Annotated in this window: 19 protein-coding genes; 14 read left to right on the top strand and 5 right to left on the bottom strand. The window is 57.5% G+C overall.

The features are described 5' to 3' along the window. The first annotated feature begins 532 nt into the window (after window positions 1–532). From AACY31_RS25515 to AACY31_RS25500, 4 genes are all read left to right on the top strand, one after another. Entirely contained in the window at window positions 533–787 is a 255-nt protein-coding gene (locus AACY31_RS25515; RefSeq protein ID WP_339476939.1) for a helix-hairpin-helix domain-containing protein, read from the top strand. Next, window positions 780–896 carry an HTH domain-containing protein gene (locus tag AACY31_RS25510; protein WP_339505277.1) on the top strand — a complete coding sequence of 39 codons (117 nt, stop codon included), beginning with the start codon at window positions 780–782 and terminating at the stop codon, window positions 894–896. The genes AACY31_RS25515 and AACY31_RS25510 overlap by 8 nt, the downstream gene beginning before the upstream one ends. Window positions 897–966: 70 nt before the next feature. Next, window positions 967–1485, top strand: coding sequence for a helix-turn-helix transcriptional regulator (locus tag AACY31_RS25505; protein ID WP_339505278.1), 519 nt, complete (start codon window positions 967–969; stop codon window positions 1483–1485). Window positions 1486–1529: 44 nt separating this feature from the next. Beyond that, the gene (locus AACY31_RS25500) at window positions 1530–1838 is read left to right on the top strand and encodes a hypothetical protein (RefSeq protein WP_339476943.1); all 309 of its coding nucleotides are present in this window, start codon (window positions 1530–1532) and stop codon (window positions 1836–1838) included. A gap of 118 nt (window positions 1839–1956) precedes the next feature. On the opposite strand, the gene AACY31_RS25495 is transcribed toward AACY31_RS25500, so the two are convergent. Together AACY31_RS25495 and AACY31_RS25490 are read right to left on the bottom strand one after the other, a co-directional pair. Beyond that, window positions 1957–2385, bottom strand: a complete 429-nt coding sequence (locus AACY31_RS25495; RefSeq protein WP_339476945.1) for a DUF2628 domain-containing protein — start codon at window positions 2383–2385, stop codon at window positions 1957–1959. Between the two features lie 225 nt (window positions 2386–2610). Continuing rightward, a complete protein-coding gene (locus tag AACY31_RS25490) occupies window positions 2611–3039 on the bottom strand; it encodes an HD domain-containing protein (RefSeq protein ID WP_339505276.1) in 429 nt (142 codons plus the stop codon). Between the two features lie 292 nt (window positions 3040–3331). Here AACY31_RS25490 and AACY31_RS25485 point away from each other — a divergent pair, with 292 nt between their 5' ends. The 3 genes from AACY31_RS25485 to AACY31_RS25475 all read left to right on the top strand — a co-directional run bounded on the left by AACY31_RS25485 (window position 3332) and on the right by AACY31_RS25475 (window position 5164). Next, the gene (locus AACY31_RS25485) at window positions 3332–4042 is read left to right on the top strand and encodes an FRG domain-containing protein (protein ID WP_339505275.1); all 711 of its coding nucleotides are present in this window, start codon (window positions 3332–3334) and stop codon (window positions 4040–4042) included. A 106-nt stretch (window positions 4043–4148) separates the two neighbouring features. Beyond that, window positions 4149–4859 (top strand): AzlC family ABC transporter permease, encoded by a 711-nt coding sequence (locus AACY31_RS25480; protein WP_339477071.1) that lies wholly within the window; start codon window positions 4149–4151, stop codon window positions 4857–4859. Beyond that, on the top strand, window positions 4856–5164 hold the full coding sequence (locus tag AACY31_RS25475; protein WP_024619494.1) for an AzlD family protein: 309 nt from the start codon (window positions 4856–4858) through the stop codon (window positions 5162–5164). Before AACY31_RS25480 ends, AACY31_RS25475 begins: the two co-directional genes overlap by 4 nt. Window positions 5165–5206: 42 nt before the next feature. On the opposite strand, the gene AACY31_RS25470 is transcribed toward AACY31_RS25475, so the two are convergent. Together AACY31_RS25470 and AACY31_RS25465 are read right to left on the bottom strand one after the other, a co-directional pair. Beyond that, window positions 5207–5425, bottom strand: a complete 219-nt coding sequence (locus tag AACY31_RS25470) for a hypothetical protein (RefSeq protein ID WP_339476955.1) — start codon at window positions 5423–5425, stop codon at window positions 5207–5209. Window positions 5426–5655: 230 nt separating this feature from the next. Next, window positions 5656–6795, bottom strand: a complete 1140-nt coding sequence (locus tag AACY31_RS25465) for an MFS transporter (protein WP_339505274.1) — start codon at window positions 6793–6795, stop codon at window positions 5656–5658. 129 nt (window positions 6796–6924) lie between these two features. Here AACY31_RS25465 and AACY31_RS25460 point away from each other — a divergent pair, with 129 nt between their 5' ends. Then, window positions 6925–7437 (top strand): anti-virulence regulator CigR family protein, encoded by a 513-nt coding sequence (locus AACY31_RS25460; protein WP_339505273.1) that lies wholly within the window; start codon window positions 6925–6927, stop codon window positions 7435–7437. A gap of 132 nt (window positions 7438–7569) precedes the next feature. Here the strand turns inward: AACY31_RS25460 and AACY31_RS25455 are convergent, their stop codons facing one another. Continuing rightward, the gene (locus AACY31_RS25455; protein ID WP_339476962.1) at window positions 7570–9414 is read right to left on the bottom strand and encodes a sigma-54-dependent Fis family transcriptional regulator; all 1845 of its coding nucleotides are present in this window, start codon (window positions 9412–9414) and stop codon (window positions 7570–7572) included. 340 nt (window positions 9415–9754) lie between these two features. On the opposite strand from AACY31_RS25455, the gene AACY31_RS25450 reads away from it, so the two are divergent. From AACY31_RS25450 to AACY31_RS25425, 6 genes are all read left to right on the top strand, one after another. After that, window positions 9755–10849 carry an ABC transporter ATP-binding protein gene (locus tag AACY31_RS25450; protein ID WP_339476965.1) on the top strand — a complete coding sequence of 365 codons (1095 nt, stop codon included), beginning with the start codon at window positions 9755–9757 and terminating at the stop codon, window positions 10847–10849. Next, on the top strand, window positions 10849–11958 hold the full coding sequence (locus AACY31_RS25445; RefSeq protein ID WP_339476967.1) for an ABC transporter ATP-binding protein: 1110 nt from the start codon (window positions 10849–10851) through the stop codon (window positions 11956–11958). Before AACY31_RS25450 ends, AACY31_RS25445 begins: the two co-directional genes overlap by 1 nt. Then, window positions 11955–12821, top strand: a complete 867-nt coding sequence (locus AACY31_RS25440) for a carbohydrate ABC transporter permease (protein ID WP_339476968.1) — start codon at window positions 11955–11957, stop codon at window positions 12819–12821. Before AACY31_RS25445 ends, AACY31_RS25440 begins: the two co-directional genes overlap by 4 nt. Before the next feature lie 10 nt (window positions 12822–12831). After that, entirely contained in the window at window positions 12832–13632 is an 801-nt protein-coding gene (locus tag AACY31_RS25435) for a carbohydrate ABC transporter permease (RefSeq protein ID WP_339476970.1), read from the top strand. Window positions 13633–13642: 10 nt separating this feature from the next. Continuing rightward, window positions 13643–13915 carry a DUF2160 domain-containing protein gene (locus tag AACY31_RS25430; protein WP_339476973.1) on the top strand — a complete coding sequence of 91 codons (273 nt, stop codon included), beginning with the start codon at window positions 13643–13645 and terminating at the stop codon, window positions 13913–13915. Between the two features lie 99 nt (window positions 13916–14014). Further along, window positions 14015–15757, top strand: a complete 1743-nt coding sequence (locus AACY31_RS25425) for an ABC transporter substrate-binding protein (protein ID WP_339476975.1) — start codon at window positions 14015–14017, stop codon at window positions 15755–15757. Window positions 15758–15761 lie beyond the last annotated feature (4 nt).

The raw sequence follows: 15761 nt of genomic DNA, 5'->3' as shown, positions 1-15761 counted from the left end.
GAAAATCACTGTCCAAATGCTCGTGGAATCAGTGTCCAAGTGACCGTGGAATGAGTGTCCAAGTCAGCGTGGAATCACTGTCCAAGTGTTCGTGGAATGGGTGTCCAAGTGCGCGTGGAATCCGCAGGTTGCCACGCAGGTTGTGGGTGACTACCCTGAAAATGGTTGGATTGTTACGAGAAATTTCAAGCGTGGCGTTTTTTGATCAAACGACTTAAGGATGAGGTGAATACGATGTTTTCTCATGAGGGTGCTGCAATAGAGGTGTTGCTCTTCATTTTTGGCTTCGCTGGGTTTGCCCTGGCACTGTGGTTCGTTCACGCCTATTTCGAGCGCAAGGCTAAAAGCGGTGTAAAAAAACAACATTAAGCTCGTTAAAGCAGTTGAGCTTCGGCTGATGTTTCTTCGTAGACGTCTGCCGAACTTACTTTCCTGATGACCCCGCTCAGAGCGATGGAGTCTATCTATTGAGATGGACTCTCCCGTGGGGCAAACTCCTGTTGCTTCATTGGCTGATAACAGGAGTTTACGGATGCCATTTCCACTGACGGAACGGAATGCCTTGTTGGCCCTAAAAGGCGTAGGGCCAGCCGTTATCGCTCGCCTGGAGCAGATGGGCATTGACTCGCTCGCTGTGCTTGGTAAAGCGAATGCTTGTGACATCCTGGCTCAGGCATCGGCAGCAGTGGGTTCGACGTGTTGGAAGAACAGCCCCCAAGCTCGGGCCGCCATTAACGCGGCCATTGAGTTTGCAAAGAACTCTCAGTTGAGCGCACCCGGTGCGTAAAGCTGATCGCTTATTTCAGTTGGTGAATCTGATTCGTGTCCATCAGCCAATCTCTGCTGAACGACTGGCGAGCCGAATTGGCGTTTCTGTTCGCTCGATCTATCGATGACCTTTCCTTCAGTGGAATCCCAATCTATGGGACCGCCGGCGTGGGATATGCCTTGGATGCCGACTTTGAGATGCCGCCTTTAACGTTGAACAGGCTCGAACTGGATGCGTTGATGCTCGGGATGGAAATGCTTTCAGCTTCTGCCGATAACGATCTGAGTGCTGCTGCAAGGATGTTGCTGAGCAAAATTTCAGCGTCTCTGGTCCATCACCAGGTTGACCCCAGCACGGCAAAAATAAGGGCACTTGGAACAACACCTTCCTCCACGCGTGGTCATCTGGCAGCGCTTCGAAATGCCATCGAAAACACTCAGATGCTGGAAATAACGTATACCCGTTTGGACGGTGCGGTTTCGCAACGCCTCATTTTCCCCCTCGGCCTTTTCTACTGGGGGGGAAAGTGGACAGTTGGAAGCTGGTGTTGCGCCAGGGCGGCTTACCGCGATTTTCGGGTCGATCGCATCACCTCCATCGCTAGCGCCCAGCAACCATCACCCGACAATCCTGCCCTTGATCTCCAAGCGTATATGAAGCACCAGGCAAGCCAGTGGAAAGCGATCACCACGACTGACACTACGCTGTCAGTATGAGCCACTGATAATGGGGACTTCTTAACACACGGAAGGTCATTCCTATGCAGCACTCGTCTCATGTACTCGAACTTGCCATTTTCAAGGTCAAACAGGAATGCGTTGCGCAAATGCCTGTGCTTCGCGCAGGGCTTCGTGAAACGTTAAAGGCCTTTCCTGGTTTGATCGAGTACCGCGCCTACTGCCCGATGAGCGACGATCGAGTCTTCGTGGACTTAGCAATGTGGGACAGTCTTGAGAGCGCACAAAAGGTGGCAAAGGCGTTCAACGATGGAGATCCGAGATTCTCTGAGTATATGTACGCTATTGAAAACCTGACGTTCATGAGTCATCTCGTTTCAGAAATGAGTTGACCGGACAGACTGCCAAGACAGGCAAGAGACACCGATGCCTTGGCACCAGGCTCGGTGTTGCCACTTGCAGTGAAGGGTTCTCAGAGAGGTGCGGGTTCTTGATGACCCACGCCTGCAATCAGAGACGCATGCCTTTGAATGGGTTCCAGCCTTGCTCGCCTTTCACTTCTTTGAGGTAGTACGAGTAGTTGGCCATGAGTGCGTACATCATCGACAGGGCGATGCTCAGGCCTGTACTCAACGGCCGGGGAAATTCCATGCCGAGGATTGCGAAAATCACGCTCAATGCGATATTGATCGCTAGGAAAATACCCAGCAGGGCGAGGTTTTTCTTCCAGAGGCCGAGGACGAACAGGTAGATAGGGCCGAAGAAAAACGCAATCACGTTGGCGTTGATGAGGATTTTCTTCTTGACGCCAGGCAGCGTCTTGACGGCTTCCTTGTAGCGCGGGTCGTTTGGCGCGCCGAAAGTGTCAAAGAAGTCAAAGCGTTCTTGCCACTTGGCGCTGTATTTACCCGTACTTTGTACTTGTTCAGTTGTGCTCATTTTCAAGGCTCCTGCTTTCCGTAAGTAATTTTTTTTCTTCCAAGAAATCCTGTGCTCTGTTTCTAGCGCATTGATTGCTTTGATCTTTGACGACGGGCGCGAGTGAGTCGCCTGAGGTGTTCATTTTCCCGTGTTATGGCCGTTGGTGTGGGACATTGCGCACTGGCCGTTTGAGCGGTCGCCCGATCTGTGAGGTGTTTCACTCTATTTGTTTCAATGGGGTTCCTATTGCTCCAAGGCCGTCAGGTAGTCAGTCGCCTTGCGGTACTTTTCAATGCGGTCCAGGTCTTTTTGGCTTGGCTCGTTTAGGCGAGATAAATCGCTGTTTTCCGCAAGATCCGCCAGCTTCACTCGGCGCGCTATCGGGTCACGTGCAGCCCGCTCGATAAAGGCCTGGTAAGTCTCACCCTTGCGCTTGGTGAGAGCGTCGATTGCGCCAAGGACCGTCTCGCTGAAGCCTTCATTGCGCAGGTCGGCGAAGGTGATCGCGGTATCTTCGACCACGTCATGCAACACCGCCACGATGCGCTCCTCGTCATGGGCCAGGCGCAGCATGACTTTTAGTGGGTGCAAAACGTAAGGGGAGTCGCCCTTATCCACTTGTCCTTCATGGGCTCGCGCGCAAATCGATATCGCTCTTTCAAGGGTACTCATGGCATTCACCTGTAGCATGGTGGCAATTTGATGTTGTTTCGGGTTGAATGACACCGTTTTGAACCGAGAAATGGGCCAAGGTACCCGTTTGGCGCGGGCTTTACGACTATTTACCTCTGGCAGGTGAGTGGTTGACTTTTATTCAGGGAGCGAAGTGTTGTGTATAAAACCACGGTTGTTGTGTCGAGTCTGACTGAGTACATCGACGCAGTTAAGAAACTCAATAAAGAATCCGGTACGGTCCACCCCCGGCTCGGTTTATCGAGGCCAAGGCAACGCGAACTGGGGATTAATGACTTCTCTGGCCCGCAGCCCCAAAACCAAGTCAGGGGATTTGATCTCCAGGGCCACAAAGGCCTTCAGAAAATTCAACGCCGAACGTCACGCCTATCATCACCTGTCCTCCCACAATGATTGGGATGTGCTCGCGCTTGCGCAGCACTACGGCATGCCCACTCGCTTACTGGATTGGTCGTTGTCGCCTTTGGTCGCGCTTTTTTTCGCATTGGACGGCGTGAGGTACAAACGGATTCCTCTGATCGAAAGTGTTGGCTTGATGGCTGACTACAATGAAAACGATACGATTCCTGTCGATACGGATAACAGGGTTGGGGTCGTTGAAAATGACGCGGCGGTGTATGTGGTGACACCTTGCGGACAAGGAGGTGACCATACTTGGGTGGAAACCAACGCCTTGCCTGAAGACGTTTTTTCGAACGTCCCCGATGCTCGCGAAGACGGGTTCTGTTTCTACACACCGAACTATATGAATGACCGACTGAGGTCTCAAAGCGGGTTGTTCAGTATTGGCTACGAGGTAGAGGACAGCTTTCCAGCGTCAGAGGCGCACCAAATCATCATAAAGAAACAAAGTGTGGCAACGCTATTTTCCGAGCTGTTGCTGATGAATGTGGGTTCAAAGCTCGTTTATGGCGACCTGGAAGGGTTGTGCAAGGATCTGACGTTTTCCAGTTTTGGCGGATTTGCCACGCGCAATCTCTAGGCTCGGTGGGTGGAGTTGTCCATTGACCCGCCAAACAGTTTTCGACAGGGAGATTCAGCCTCATACTCTCGGTTTTGCACCGCAGATATCCAGAAGAGGTCATGTTTTGTCGAATGTTGAACCCCACCTGCACGCGCTGACGTTGAATCACATTTATGACGGTTTCAAACAGCTGATCCCAATCTCTCTTTTCGTCGTCGTGTTCGGCGTGGCTTTCGGCCTGGCGGCTGCGCAAACGGGCTTGAGTGATACGTCTGCCGTGCTCATGAGCACGCTGGTTTTTGCTGGCGCCTCTCAATTTGCCGCGCTGGATCTGTGGGGACAGCAAGTGCCGGTCGTTCCGCTGATGATCACCGTCTTCGCCATCAACGCCCGGCACTTGTTGATGGGCGCGACGCTTTACCCCTGGCTGCGGGAGCTGCCCGTTGCCAAGCGCTATGGTGTCATGCTGGTTGTTTCGGACGCCAACTGGGCCATGGCGATGCAGGCGTTCAGTAGGGACAAACCGGGGCTTGGGCTTTTATTCGGCGGCGGCATTGCACTCTGGGTCGCCTGGATCCTGGGCAGTTGGCTGGGGCTTCATTTTGGCAGCGCCATTGAGAACCCGGTCAGTTTCGGGCTGGATATGGTGATGGGCTGTTTCTTGTTGGCGATGGTCGTCGGCGGGAAGAAGAACCTGCGCATGTTCATCATCTGGACCGTGGCGGCCTGCTCATCGTTGTTGGCTTACTGGTACTTGCCGGCGAACAGTCATGTCGTGGTCGGCGCTTTGGCGGGGGGCATTCTGGGTGCGTTGTGGATGGAGAAAAAACCATGAGCATTGAAACGGCGGGTTATGGCACTTTGGTCGTCATATTGATAATGGCCGCAGTGACATTGGCGACTCGGTGGGGCGGTGTTTTCGTGATGTCGTTCGTGCCGATCAACTATCGGGTGCAGCAGTTCATCACGGCCATGTCTGGTTCGGTGTTGGTGGCGGTGTTGGCTCCGCTGGCGGTTAAAGGTGATAACGGCGCACGGCTGGCTTTGCTGGCTACGGCAATCGTCATGCTGACACTGAAAAAACCGCTGCCGGCAATTGCCGCCGGCATACTTGCAGCGGCTTTAGCCAGGCAGTTCTGAACGGTCGAGTCGCCCGCTGCATAAGCAGGCGACGGATCCCAATCAACACCCAGATCGAAAACTCAGCGTCGCCGCTTCCCCAAACGAGTGATCCTGCACCCCTGTCATAAAGTGTAGTGACATCTCCTGTGGCGCTTCGAGGGGTGGAATTTCAAAACTCCCCACCACCTGACCCTGAAGCGCACTCAGCCGCATCGACTCTTCTTCCTTTAACTTTGCCATTCTCGCGTGATTCGCTGCGATTTCGTTGAGAGTTGACACGGTACATCTCCGTTTGCTGACCAAGCATTGATTAATTTGCCGCCGCGTCAGAATTACGTCGTTCTTGGCTGCTGAGACAGGCCAGTGCAAACCCTGAGCCAGACGTGGCCGCCTGTTGGCCCCGATATTTAACAGGTGACGAATGGCGGGGCAGACGTGCATTGACGTCGGCAACGTTTCAACCATGCCTCAACAATAAGTCACTGATAATACAAACCGCCCCGATAGGGTCAGTCGGTCTCGGCGTTGTAGACACTTGACCGCAGTGTCGAATGCCTGTGCACCACAACCACTGCGGCTCCGATCAGGCTGGTGGCAACCGCCAGCAGCAGAATCACCTGCTGCGTTCCAAGCGGCGCGGTCAGCACCGCGACCAGTAAGCCCGCGAGCGGTTGCGACAGGTTGTTGAGCAGCGTGATGACGCCGACGGTCTTGCCGAAGTCCTGAGGCGCAATGACTTGCTGGCGGAGGGTACGGAAGTACACGTTGAACATTTTGTCGAAACCGACAATCAGCAAGAAACCGACGACGTAGCCCTCTGTGTTCGGGCTGAGCGCGGTGATGAAGGCGCCGACGGCAATCAGCGTGTAGGAGAGGGTGCCCAGCAGTTTCAAGGGCAAGGTCACTCGGGCCAGGAGGAACAGGATGAGGATGGTGGTCACGGCACCGGCTGCCTGTAAGCCTGCGTAGTCATCCTTGTCGGCGCCGTAATGGCCGATGACCATGGCCGCTGAGGTGGCGAGGGTGACGCCGATGACCAGGTTGACGCCCACCGCCAGGCTGATGATCTTTTGCAGTTCCGCCAGCTTGCGAATGTGGCCGAAGGCAATGCGCAGCGGGTTCAGCCAGAGATCGTGATGTTGCTCGAAGGTTTCCAGGGTGACCGAGCTGGTGCGCTGCCAGTACAACATCGCCAGGTCCGCCAGGAGGAACAGCCCGGCAATCGCCAGCACCACCCAGTGCCACGCCCATACCTCAAGCAACAGCGCAGCGATCAGCGGGCCCAGCACCATGCCGCTCTGGTCGGCGATTTGCGAGTAGGAGAGGGTCTTGGTGTAGGTGTAGTGCTTGAAGATGTAAGGCATCACCACTTCGCGGACCATGATGCCCTGCGTGGTCAGCACGCCGCAGAGGGCCGAGAGCGCGACGATCCAATAGATGCCGCCGAAGACACCATAGAGCACGACTGCCACGCCGCAGATCGGGAACGACAGGTAGCGTGGCAAGGCTTCGACGAAGAAGGCCAGGCCTGCCCAGGAGACGCTGTTGGTGGTCTGGAAAACAATCAGCGGGACGATGAACAGCAAGATCTGGTCGGCCAACCGGGAGAGGAACATCGCGACGAAAAAAGCCAGGTAGTCCTTGCGCATGAAACGCCCTGATTGCTGTGTTCAGGTGTTATCCGGTTCAGGCAAGCGACGTGCAGCGTGATATGGAACTAATATCACCGTGAGTCTCTATATCTTTACAGGGGACATTCCTTTTTTGAGAGAACTGCCATGTTCAAATCGCGCTCGTTGATTGCAGCCGTTACCTGCGTCGCCCTGGTGGCGGGCCCTGGCATTGTTGTCGCGGACCCCGGCAACGGTAAGGGAAACGCTCAATTCGATCAAGGTCCTGGCCACGGACAGGGAGGCAAAGGCGGGCAGGGCAACAAGGGTGGTCAAGGAAATCCCGGTAACAAGGGCAACCAGGGCGGCAAGGGAAACCAAGGCGGTGGTGGCGGCGATTGGCATAACGGCCCGATCCTCGACCGCGGCGGCATCCTCGGTGTGATTGGCAGCTATCGCGATTACTGGAGCCCCGGCCCGGCGTTGCCGCCTGGCATCCAGAAAAATCTTGCACGGGGCAAGCCGTTGCCACCCGGTATCGCCAAGAAGCTCGACGGTCGGTTGCTGGGACGGTTGCCGCACTATGACGGTTATGAGTGGCAACAGGTCGGCACGGACCTGATCCTGGTGGCGATCGCCACTGGCATCATCTATGAAGTGCTCAATGGCGTGTTCGACTAAGTCGCAGTAATGCCTATCAGTTAAGCAAAACACCTGTGGGAGCGGGTTTGCTCGCGAAAGCGGTGGGTCAGCTTGCGTGCTGTTGGCTGTGCCGCCACCTTCGCGAGCAGGTTCGCTCCCACTGGTTTCGTATCAGCTTTCAAGTTGCCGCAAGCGTTTGTACAAGGTATTGCGGCTGACCCCCAGCCGTCGCGCCAAGTGTGAAATATTCCCGCCCACGGCCTGCAACTGACGGTTCAGGTCCTCGGCATCGTTGAGGTCCACCGTCAGCGGCTCAGGTGTTTCCACCGGTTCCATTTCAAGGTCGACAAAGAAGTCGTCGGGCAGATGTTCCGGGCGGATCGGCTGTTCCTCGGCCATCGCCAGGGCCACTTGCAGCACGCTGCTGACCTGTCGCAGGTTGCCCGGCCATGGGTGGCGTTCGAGCAGATCCAGTACCTCACGGCTCAGGCCGGCCCATTGGGTCGGTTCGCGGTGGTGTTCCCAGAGGCGCTTGAACAGGGCCTGCTTGTCGCTGCGTTCGCGCAGGGGCGGCAGTTCCAGGGTCAGGCCACCGATGCGGTAGTACAAGTCTTCGCGAAACCGCCCCAGTTGCACCTGTTCACGCAGTGAGCGGTTGGTGGCGGAGATGATGCGGATGTCCACTGGGAACAACTCGGCGCTGCCCACCGGTTGTACGCAACGTTCCTGCAAGACCCGCAGCAGCCGGGCCTGGGTCGGCAGGGGCATGTCGCCGATCTCGTCAAGAAACAGCGTGCCGCGGTCGGCCTTGCGGATCAGGCCAATGCTGCCTTTCTGGTTGGCACCGGTGAAGGCGCCTTTTTCATAACCGAACAGTTCCGATTCCACCAGCTCGGCGGGGATCGCTGCGCAGTTGACGGCAATGAACGGTTGCTTGCAGCGCGAACTGGCCTGGTGCAGGGCTTTGACGAAGACTTCCTTGCCGACGCCGGTCTCGCCATGGATCAGCAGCGGAATGTCCTTCTCCAGCAACCGCTCGGCCTGGCGCACGGCTTTCTCCACGCGGCTGTCACCGAAGTGCAGGGTGTTGAGGCTGATAGCGTTGCTGGCGGGGGCCGGCACAGGTGCTGTTTCGGTGAATACGCGAGCCTTGATCGACACCTGGCTCGGACGCCTGAGCAGGCACTGGAAACGATTGCTACCGGATGCTTGCAGGGCGAACGGCAGGTCATCGGGCTGGTTCAGCAGCTCCAGCAGCGAGACCTTGAACAGGCTTTCGATGCTGACCCGCGACAGGCTCAGGCCCAGCAGGTTGTCGGCCCGGCGGTTGGCGGACAGGATCTGGCCGCTCTCATCGAAGATCAGCAGCCCGGCCCATTGGCTGTCGAGGTTGTTCAGACCGGTGTTAAAGGTCAGTTGGAAGTGTTCACCGCGAAACAGGTTGAGGATCAGCCGGTTCTCCACGGTCTGGCTCATCATCTTGACCATGCCCAGGGTGTGGGACGGTGGCAGGTAGCTGTCGCTGGAGACGTCCAGCACGGCGATGACCTTGCGCTCGGCATCGAAGATCGGCGCGGCGGAGCCGGTCATGAAGCGATTGGCCTTGAGGAAGTGTTCATCGTGCTCGATGTGCACCGCCTGTTCGCAGGCCAGCGCGGTGCCGATGGCGTTGGTGCCGGTGCAGCGCTCCATCCAGCTCGCCCCGGCGCTGAAGCCATGGGCCAGTTTCGGTTCGATGAAGCGCTGGGTGCCCCAGGAGGTCAGCACTTGGCCCTGGTTGTCGGCCAGCATGATCAGGCAGTTGGAGTTGCTCAGGATGTTTTCGTAGTACGGCAAGACTTCCTGGTGGGTGGTCTGCACCAGCGAATGCTGGTTCTCCAGCAACTGGGCGATGCCTTGGGCGGGCAACTGGTCGAAGGCCGGCACGCTTTGATGGTTCAGGCCAAAGGCGCGGCAACGGGACCAGGAGGCCTGGATGATGGCCTCGTGGGACAAGGCTGGAGCAGGTGCGGCCATGGGACACTCTCGCAGGAGCTGTTTTTATTGTTGTGGCAAGTCTCGCACAGACTCCTTGTGCTGGGGCAGGCCTGAATACCACTTCATGCACAGAACCTGTGGGAGCGGGCTTGCAGCCAGGCTAGCCGAGAACGTTCTTTCAGTGTTGTTCAAAATTGTTCATTGTCAACCCACAGATTGTTCAGTTGTTCATTCTTGATTGTTCACTTGCGTTCATCCGCGAACGTCTTTTTCCTGCAAATAAATAGAAATTTCAACTTTATCAATGGCTTGTGATTTCTGGCACGGCTTTCGCTTTCTGACTCGGGTCGCTTGACTCCAATAATAAAAAGGCCGAGCCATGTCATTAACGCTTGAGCACATCTGTCGCACCGTCGAAGGCCAAACCTGGATCGACGATGCCAATCTGAGTTTCGAACCCGGATCCTTCAACGTCCTGTTGGGCCGCACGCTGTCCGGCAAGACCAGCCTCATGCGTCTGATGGCCGGTCTGGACAAGCCCGACAGCGGCCGCATCCTGATGAACGGCGTCGACGTTACCAATCGCCCCGTGCGGCTGCGCAACGTGTCGATGGTCTATCAACAGTTCATCAACTACCCGACCATGACCGTTTTCGAAAACATCGCCTCGCCGCTGCGCCAGGCCGGCGTGTCCGAAGAGGTCATCCAGGGCAAAGTCCTGGAAACCGCAAAAATGTTGCGGATCGAGAAATTCCTCAAGCGTCATCCGCTGGAGTTGTCCGGCGGTCAGCAGCAGCGCACCGCCATGGCCCGCGCATTGGTCAAGGACGCTGAACTGATTCTGTTCGACGAGCCGCTGGTGAACCTGGACTACAAGCTGCGTGAAGAGCTGCGTCAGGAAATGCGCGAATTGTTCCAGGCCCGCCACACCATCGCCGTCTACGCCACCACCGAGCCCAACGAGGCGTTGGCCTTGGGCGGCACCACCACGATCCTGCATGAGGGCCGGGTGATCCAGAGCGGCAAATCGTCTTCGGTGTATCACCAGCCGCAAACCGTGCTGGCCGCCGAATTGTTCTCCGAACCACCCATCAACCTCATGCCGGGACGCATCGCCGGCAACGAGGTGAGTTTCGCCAATTTCGTGCACTTCCCGCTGAACGTCGACCTGCGCCCGGTGGGCGAGGGTGAATTTCGTTTCGGCGTGCGCCCCAGTCATATTTCCCTGGTGCCGAGCAACGACGACGACCTCGAACTGGCGGTATCCGTCGAGGTGGCCGAGATCAGTGGCTCGGAGACGTTCCTGCACGTGCGCAATGAACATTTCCTGCTGGTGCTGCATTTGCCAGGGGTGCATGAGTACGACGTGGATGCGCCGATCCGCATCTACATTCCGACCCATAAACTGTTTGTCTTCGACGCCCAGGGCAAGCTGGTCCAAGCCCCAGGGCAGCGTATCGCGAGGGTTGCCTGATGGCTGAAATTCGTTTGCAGAACCTCGCCCACAGCTATACCAGCACCCCGGCGGGCCCCGAGGACTACGCGATTCGCGAGATGAACCACATCTGGGAGCAGGGCGGCGCCTATGCGCTGCTCGGGCCTTCGGGCTGTGGCAAGTCCACGTTGCTCAACATCATTTCCGGACTGCTCAGCCCTTCCGAAGGGCAGGTGATGTTCGACAGCAAGGTCGTTAACGAGCTGACCCCGGAACGGCGCAACATCGCCCAGGTGTTTCAGTTTCCGGTGGTGTACGACACCATGACCGTGTTTGACAACCTGGCGTTCCCGCTGCGTAACCAGGGCATGGCCGAGGCGAGGATCCACACCAAGGTGCAGGAAATCGCCGAGGTCCTGGACCTGCAAAACCTGCTGGGCAAAAAGGCCAGCAACCTCACCGCCGACGAAAAACAGAAAGTCTCCATGGGCCGCGGCCTGGTGCGCGACGATGTGTCGGCGATTCTGTTTGACGAGCCGCTGACGGTGATCGACCCGCACCTGAAATGGAAGCTGCGGCGCAAGCTCAAACAGATCCACGAGCAGTTCAACATCACCATGGTCTACGTCACCCACGACCAGTTGGAGGCTTCGACGTTCGCCGACAAGATCGCGGTGATGTACGGCGGCCAGATCGTGCAGTTCGGCACACCCCGGGACTTGTTCGAGCGCCCCAGCCACACCTTTGTCGGCTACTTCATCGGCAGCCCGGGGATGAACCTGATCGAGGTCACGGCACAGCCCGGTGGCGTCGGCTTCGCCTCGACGCACTTGCCGCTGTCGGAAACCTTGCAACGACGGGTCGCCGAAGCTGGAGGAAAAAGCCTGAAGGTCGGTATCCGTCCCGAGTTCGTGCATGTCTGGGACGGCCCCTATGACGACGCAATGCGGGCTGATGTGGTGCACGTCGAAGACCTGGGCACCTACAAGATCCTGACCCTCAACCTCGATGGCGTACCGCTGAAAGTCCGCTTGGCTGAAGACAAGCCCGTGCCGGAAGGCACCGCGTACATCAGCTTTCCGGGCCAATGGCTGATGGTTTATGCCGATGAATACCTGCTGGAACCGTTGAGTGAGGTGCAGCCATGAACAAGGTGCAAAACAACAAGGCCTGGTGGCTGGTGTTGCCGGTGTTCCTGCTGGTGGCCTTCAGCGCCGTGATCCCGATGATGACCGTGGTCAACTATTCGGTGCAGGACATCTTCGACCAGTCCAGCCGCTACTTCGTCGGCGCCGAGTGGTACAAGCAGGTGCTGCTCGATCCACGGCTGCACGATTCGCTGTTGCGCCAGTTCATCTATTCGGCGTGCGTACTACTGATTGAAATCCCCCTGGGCATCGCCATCGCCCTGACCATGCCGACCAAGGGCAAATGGTCGTCCCTGGTGTTGATCATCCTGGCGATCCCGCTACTGATCCCCTGGAACGTAGTGGGCACCATCTGGCAGATTTTCGGCCGCACCGACATCGGCTTGCTGGGCTCCACCCTCAATGGCCTGGGCATCAACTATAACTATGCGGCCAACACCATGGACGCCTGGCTCACCGTGCTGGTGATGGACGTCTGGCACTGGACGTCGTTGGTGGCGCTGCTGTGCTATTCGGGGTTGCGGGCTATTCCCGACGTGTACTACCAGGCCGCGCGGATCGACCGGGCCTCCAGCTGGGCGGTGTTCCGGCACATCCAGTTGCCGAAGATGAAGAGCGTGCTGCTGATCGCCGTGATGCTGCGCTTCATGGACAGCTTCATGATCTACACCGAGCCGTTCGTGCTGACCGGCGGCGGGCCGGGCAACGCCACCACCTTCCTCAGCCAGACCTTGACGCAGATGGCCATCGGCCAATTCGACCTGGGCCCGGCGGCGGCGTTTTCCCTGGTGTACTTCCTGATCATTCTGTTGGTGTCGTGGCTGTTCTATACCGCCATGACGCACTCCGACGCCAACCGTTGAGGCCCGCACAATGAGCAAGAGAAAGCTGATTCCGCTGCTGATCTACATCCTGTTCCTGCTGGTGCCCATCTACTGGTTGCTGAACATGTCGTTCAAGAGCAACACCGAGATCCTCGGCAGCCTGACCCTGTGGCCCCAGGATTTTACCTTCCACAACTACAAGGTGATCTTCACCGACCCGAGCTGGTACACCGGTTACCTCAACTCGCTGTACTACGTGAGCCTGAACACGGTGATTTCCCTGGGGGTCGCATTGCCGGCGGCCTATGCGTTTTCCCGTTACCGGTTCCTGGGGGACAAGCACCTGTTCTTCTGGCTGCTGACCAACCGCATGGCTCCACCGGCGGTGTTCCTGTTGCCGTTCTTCCAGCTGTATTCGTCCATTGGGCTGTTCGACACCCATATCGCCGTGGCCCTGGCTCACTGCCTGTTCAACGTGCCGCTGGCGGTGTGGATCCTCGAAGGGTTCATGTCTGGGGTGCCGAAAGAAATTGACGAGACCGCCTACATTGACGGCTACAGTTTCCCCAAGTTTTTCGTGAAGATATTCGTCCCGTTGATCGGTTCCGGCATCGGTGTCACGGCGTTTTTCTGCTTTATGTTTTCCTGGGTCGAACTGCTGCTGGCACGTACGCTCACCTCGGTGAATGCCAAGCCGATCGCGGCGGTCATGACCCGCACCGTGTCGGCCTCGGGTATCGATTGGGGCGTGCTGGCGGCGGCGGGGGTGTTGACCATCCTGCCGGGCATGCTGGTGATCTGGTTCGTTCGCAACCACGTGGCCAAGGGCTTTGCCCTGGGCCGAGTCTGAGGAGTCGATGATGGAATGGATGAACTGGACCGCCCCCACGGCGACATTCTTTGGGGTCATCGCCTTGCTGCTGGCAGGCATGACCACGTGGGAACTGCGTTCGCCGAGCATCCCTCGGCGGGGTTTCCTGCCGATTGCCACCACCCGTGGCGATCGGTTGTTTATCGGTCTTCTCGGTAGCGCTTACCTGCATATGCTGGTGATCGGTGCTACCGACTGGAGCATCTGGATAGCGTTCGCGTTGTCCTTGGTGTGGCTGTTGGCAGTGATGCGGTGGGGCTAAAAGGGGTCTGTGTGGCTAATTCGAGTACTCGAATTAACCGTACAGGCCCCTAGTCGAAGGTTCGACGCTCAGGCTCTTAAACCCAAACAGGAGGTCTCTATGTTCAATAAAAACAATAAGCTGCGACATAGCGTTTCATTGGCAGCCATGCTGGCACTCAGCGGGCTGAGTGCTGCGGCCTGGGCCGATGCCTATGAAGACGCCGCTAAAAAATGGATCGGCAGTGAATTCAAACCGTCGACCCTGACAGCCGAGCAGCAGCTCGAAGAACTCAAATGGTTCATCAAGGCATCCGAGCCGTTTCGCGGTATGAAGATCAACGTGGTGTCGGAAACCCTCACCACTCACGAATACGAGTCCAAGGTACTGGCCAAGGCCTTCACCGAAATCACCGGGATCCAGTTGACCCATGACCTTCTGCAAGAAGGCGACGTGGTGGAGAAAATGCAGACGGTGATGCAGTCGGACAAGAACATCTATGACGGCTGGGTCAACGACTCGGACTTGATTGGTACGCACTTTCGCTACGGCAAGACCGAGTCGATCACCGATCTGATGGCCAACGAAGGCAAGGATTTCACCTCGCCGACCCTGGACATCAAGGACTTCATCGGCATCTCCTTCACCACCGCGCCGGACGGCAAGATCTATCAACTGCCCGACCAGCAATTCGCCAACTTGTACTGGTTCCGCGCCGACTGGTTCGAGCGCGCGGACCTGAAGGCCAAGTTCAAGGAGAAATACGGCTACGAGCTGGGCGTACCGGTGAACTGGTCGGCCTATGAAGACATCGCCAAGTTCTTCTCCGAAGACGTCAAGGAAATCGACGGCAAGCGCATCTACGGCCACATGGACTACGGCAAGAAAGACCCGTCCCTGGGCTGGCGTTTCACCGATGCCTGGTTCTCCATGGCTGGCGGCGGCGACAAGGGCCTGCCCAATGGTCTGCCGGTGGATGAGTGGGGGATTCGCGTCGAAGACTGCCATCCGGTTGGTTCCAGCGTCACCCGTGGCGGCGACACCAACGGACCTGCGGCAGTGTTTGCCACCACCAAATACGTGGACTGGATGAAGAAGTACGCGCCACCGGAAGCGGCGGGCATGACGTTCTCCGAATCAGGTCCGGTACCGTCCCAAGGCAACATCGCCCAGCAGATTTTCTGGTACACCGCGTTTACCGCCGACATGACCAAGCCGGGCCTACCGGTGGTAAATGCCGATGGCACGCCGAAATGGCGCATGGCGCCTTCGCCACGCGGTCCGTATTGGGAAGAGGGCATGAAACTGGGGTATCAGGACGTGGGCTCCTGGACATTTATGAAATCCACGCCTGAGAAACAGAAACTCGCGGCCTGGCTCTATGCACAGTTCGTGACGTCCAAGACCGTGTCGCTGAAGAAGACCATCGTTGGCCTGACGCCGATTCGTGAGTCGGACATCAACTCCCAGGCGATGACCGACCTGGCGCCGAAGCTCGGTGGCCTGGTTGAGTTCTACCGCAGTCCGGCCCGCGTGCAATGGACCCCGACCGGGACCAACGTGCCGGACTACCCGCGTCTGGCCCAGTTGTGGTGGAGCCACATCGCCGAAGCCGCCAGTGGCGAGAAAACGCCGCAGCAGGCCCTCGATGGGTTGGCCAAGGACCAGGATGCGATCATGACTCGCCTGGAACGCTCCAAGGCCCAAGCCACCTGCGCCCCGAAAATGAACCCCGAGCGCGACGCGCAATACTGGTTCGACCAACCGGGTGCACCGAAGCCGAAACTGGCGAACGAGAAGCCTAAAGGCGAAACAGTGAGCTACACCGAGCTGTTGAAATCGTGGGAGGCAGCCCGCAAGTAAAGCC

It is taken from the genome of Pseudomonas sp. RL_105y_Pfl2_101 (assembly GCF_963970585.1).
GTDB lineage: Bacteria > Pseudomonadota > Gammaproteobacteria > Pseudomonadales > Pseudomonadaceae > Aquipseudomonas.
The sequence above is the reverse complement of the archived record's forward strand: the minus strand, read 5'-3'. Positions and strand labels throughout refer to the sequence as shown.